Source organism: Amycolatopsis kentuckyensis (assembly GCF_002155975.1).
Lineage (GTDB): Bacteria > Actinomycetota > Actinomycetes > Mycobacteriales > Pseudonocardiaceae > Amycolatopsis > Amycolatopsis kentuckyensis.
Window position 1 is genome coordinate 1 of record NZ_MUMI01000337.1, and the last position, 3,783, is coordinate 3,783.

Sequence of the window (3,783 nt, forward strand, 5' to 3'; positions counted from 1 at the left end):
GGCTTCGGATCGGGGTTGCGGGGGGTCTGGGTGCCGTCGTGGCCGGGTGTGTCAGGAGGTTCGGCTGTCGGGCTCCCCCTCGCGAGCCTGCGCCTCGGCCGCGTGGGCCTGAGCCTGGGCCTCGGTCGAGGCCTCAGCCTGGGCCTGCGCCTCGGCCGCGTGGGCCCGGGCCTGCGCCTCAGCCGCGTGGGCCTGGGCCTCGGCCGAGGCTTGGGTCTGGACCTGGGCCGAGGCCTGGGCCGGCTCCTCAGCCGCGTGGGCCTGGGTCTGGGCCTGGGCCGAGGCCTCAGTCGCGTGGGCCTGAGCCTGAGCCTCGGTCGAGGCCTCAGCCTGGGCCTGCGCCTCGGCCGCGTGAGCGTGGGCCTGGGCCGTCTGTGGGTGGCCGGGGCCCAGCACCACCTCGAAACCCTCGGCCACGAACTCGTACGCCTCCGCCGCCTCCGCCCACTCCCCCCTTCGTGCGTGGACACGGGCCACCGTGGCCAGCGCGTGCAGCAGGTCCGGGTGGCCCGGTGGCAATGGCGCCGATGCCAGGGCCGCCCGAGCGTAGTGCTCCGCGTCCGGCAGGCGGTCCGTGCCTGCCAGCGCGCGGCCCAGCAGCACTCGCGCTTCCCACGTCAGCCGGTCCTCGGGGCCCGGGTGGCGGACTCGGGCCGCCACCACCGACGAGGCCTCCGCCGCCGCCTCCTCCGCCGCACCGGCCAGCAGCAGCCCGTACGCCAGCCACAGCCTGGCCTCTTCCTGGTCGCCCGAGCCCTCGGCCAGCTGTTCGCGCATCGCCTCGATCAGCGGACCCGGGGCACCCAGCTCGGCCTGGATCGTGGTGCGGAGGAACCGGACCGTCGCCGCCCACTCGGGCGGGGCCGCGCGCAGGGTCTGCTCGGCCTCGTCGTACCTCGCCAGCGCGATCTGTGCCTGGGCGAGGTCGGCGGTGCAGTCCGTGCCGCCCGTTGCCCGGAAAGCGTCGATCGCCTCGGCGTACCGGCCGCCGTCGGCCAATGCGGAGGCGATGGCGTAGGTGCAGTGCGCCACCGAAGCGTGGTCCGGTCCGCGGACGTACGCATACGCCGCGCGGACCGACGAGAACAGCTCCAGCGCTTCGTCCACCCGTCCGGTCTGCGAGCAGCGTGCCGCGATCAGGAACCAGGATCCCAGCGTTGCGTGGTGCCGTGCTCCGAGCACGCGGGTCTGGTCCGCCACCAGTGCGCGCAGCCAGGGCTCCGCCTCCGGGTCGCGCAGCTCCGCGAGCCGGTCGGCGATCTCGCTCCGCAGCTCGAGCGCCTGCAGGTCGTCCTGGCGGCGACGGCGCCGCAGCTTGGCGTGCAGCCAGGCGATCTCGCCCCGGAGCCGGTCCGCGCTCATTCCGCGAGGGCCGCCAGCAGGGCGTGCGCCGCCGTCCTCAGCTCGTCCGACGGCTCGCCCGCCCCCACCAGGCGGACCACTCCGTCGGCGCCTTCCCGGACGTGGGCCTCGACGTCTAGGGCCGGGTCGTCCCTGCGGATCACCGCGATGCTCTCCACCAGTCCGAACACCAGATCCGTCCGGATCGCGACCGCCGCGGGCGCGACACCCGAAGCCGCCACCAGGCTGCCGTACGCCGCCTTCAGTTCGGCGCGCTCCGTGCGGAACCGGGCTAGGTTCGGTGAGCCCACCTCCGGCAGCAAGTACAGCGCTCCCAGGTTGTGGCGGGCGCCGCCGAGCAGGCCGATGTCCGCGTACGCCAGCGCCCACAGCCGGACCGCCGCCGGAGCCTCGCCGGCCACCAAACGAGCCGCCAGGGCCAGGGACGGGCGGACCGTCTCCGCCAGCAACGCCGCGAGGATGTCTTCCTTCGCCGGGAAGTGGTAGTAGAGCGACGCCTGGCGCAGGCCCGCGCGCTCGGCGATCGCTCTGGTCGTGGTCGCCGCGTAGCCGGCTCCGGTGAACAGTTCGCCCGCCGCGTCGAGCACTGCCTGGCGCGCGTCGGGGCGGTTCGCCGCCACTCCACTCGCCCTCGGCCTGCCGACTCCCGACCCTTTGACCACGGATGTGATCTTGCCAGGTCACCGGGCGTGACACGCGCACGGAGGTGCGGTTACGCCCGGATGTCGTCATTGACGCCGTGTCGATCCCGGCGTTAACAGCGCCCTTACCCGGCGGAGATCATCGCGTCGCGGCGAAGACCTAATTTCTGTCAAGCGATCGAAACAAGGAGCCCGCATGACGCCACCCGACGAACTCGCCGCCTTCGGTTACCGCCAGGAGCTCCGCCGGTCGCTGGGCGGGTTCTCCGCCTTCGCCGCCGGCTTCTCCTTCGTCTCCATCCTCACCACCGTCTTCCAGCTCTTCGGGTTCGGCTACACCTTCGGCGGCCCGCTCTTCTTCTGGACGTGGCCGGTCGTGCTGGCCGGCCAGCTGCTGGTGGCGCTCAACTTCGCCGAGCTCGCCGCCCGCTACCCGCTCGCCGGATCCGTGTACCAGTGGGCGAAACAGCTCAGCAAAGGCTTCCTCGGGTGGCTCGCCGGCTGGATGATGCTGATCGGCTGCATCGTCGCCCTCGCCGCCGCCGCGATCGCGCTGCAGGTCGTGCTGCCGTCGGTGTGGGACGGCTTCCAGTTCGTCGGCGGCGACCCCTCGGTGACGTCGCCGACCGGCGCGGCCAACGCCGTGCTGCTCGGCACCGTGCTGCTCGTCTTCACCACCGCGGTCAACGCCGGCGGGGTCCGGCTGATGGCGCGGATCAACGACGTCGGCGTCGCGGCCGAACTCCTCGGCGTCGTCGTCCTCATCGCCGGGCTGGCGCTGTTCGCCGTCCGCGGGCCGCAGGTCGTGCTGCACGACGCGCCCGGCACCAGCGCCGGGATCGGCGGCGTGCTCGCTTCGGCGCTCATGGCGGCGTACGTCCTCTACGGCTTCGACACCGCCGCGTCGGTCGCGGAAGAGACGAAGGACGCGCGCCGGACGGCTCCGCGGGCGGTGCTGCGGGCCGTGCTCGTCTCCGGGATCGGCGGCCTCGCCGTGGTCGTCACCGCGCTGATGGCCGCGCCGAGCCTCACCGACGGACAGCTCGCCGGCAAGGGCCTGCCGTACGTGATCACCGCCGTCTTCGGCGACACCCTCGGCCGGGTCTTCCTCGCCGACGTCGCGATCGCCGTCGTCGTCTGCACACTCACCATCCAGACCGGCACCGTGCGGCTGATCTACGCGATGGCCCGCGACGGCGCGCTCCCCGGGTCCACCCGCCTCGCCGGCGTCAGCCCGCGCACCGGGACGCCGGTCGCGCCCGCGCTGCTGTCCGGTGCGCTGGCCATCGGGCTGCTGCTGCTCAACGTCGGCAACCCGACGCTGTTCAGCACGATCACCGGGACGTCGGTGGTCGTCGTCTACCTGGCCTACCTGCTGGTCACCGGCCCGCTGCTGGTGCACCGGCTGCGCGGGCGGTTCCCGGCCGAGCCGGGCCGGTTCTCCCTCGGGCGCTGGGGTGTTGCCCTGAACGGAGCAGCCGTTCTGTACGGCATCGGCATGATCGTGAACATCGGCTGGCCGCGTGCGGAGATCTACGATCTCGCCGGTTCGGGCTCCCCCTGGATGCTCCTGTTCCCGATAGAGTTCGTCGGCGGCGCGCTGGTGATCGGCTGGCTCTGCTGGCTGCGGCTGCGCCCCGCTCCCGCCCTCGAACCCGCGACCTGAGAGAGGACGACCATGAGCACCACCGCGACGACCTACGGAGCGCGCGACCACGCCCGCGCCCAGGCCGGCACCGTGGTCGACACGATGCCGTCGATCCCGGCGAGCACCTGGCCC

At 73.3% G+C, this 3,783-nt stretch carries 3 protein-coding genes; 1 reads left to right on the plus strand and 2 read right to left on the minus strand.

Annotated features, from left to right (window positions below; translation table 11 throughout):
* Nucleotides 1-51: 51 nt before the first annotated feature.
* Together CCN39_RS30070 and CCN39_RS30075 are read right to left on the minus strand one after the other, a co-directional pair.
* On the minus strand, nucleotides 52-1,362 hold the full coding sequence (locus CCN39_RS30070) for a tetratricopeptide repeat protein (RefSeq protein ID WP_086847661.1): 1,311 nt from the start codon (nucleotides 1,360-1,362) through the stop codon (nucleotides 52-54).
* On the minus strand, nucleotides 1,359-1,982 hold the full coding sequence (locus CCN39_RS30075; protein ID WP_244211066.1) for a TetR/AcrR family transcriptional regulator: 624 nt from the start codon (nucleotides 1,980-1,982) through the stop codon (nucleotides 1,359-1,361). The genes CCN39_RS30070 and CCN39_RS30075 overlap by 4 nt, the downstream gene beginning before the upstream one ends.
* A 217-nt stretch (nucleotides 1,983-2,199) precedes the next feature.
* Here CCN39_RS30075 and CCN39_RS30080 point away from each other — a divergent pair, with 217 nt between their 5' ends.
* Nucleotides 2,200-3,669: an amino acid permease gene (locus CCN39_RS30080; RefSeq protein ID WP_086847665.1), complete on the plus strand. Its 1,470-nt coding sequence runs from the start codon at nucleotides 2,200-2,202 to the stop codon at nucleotides 3,667-3,669.
* Nucleotides 3,670-3,783: the final 114 nt, after the last annotated feature.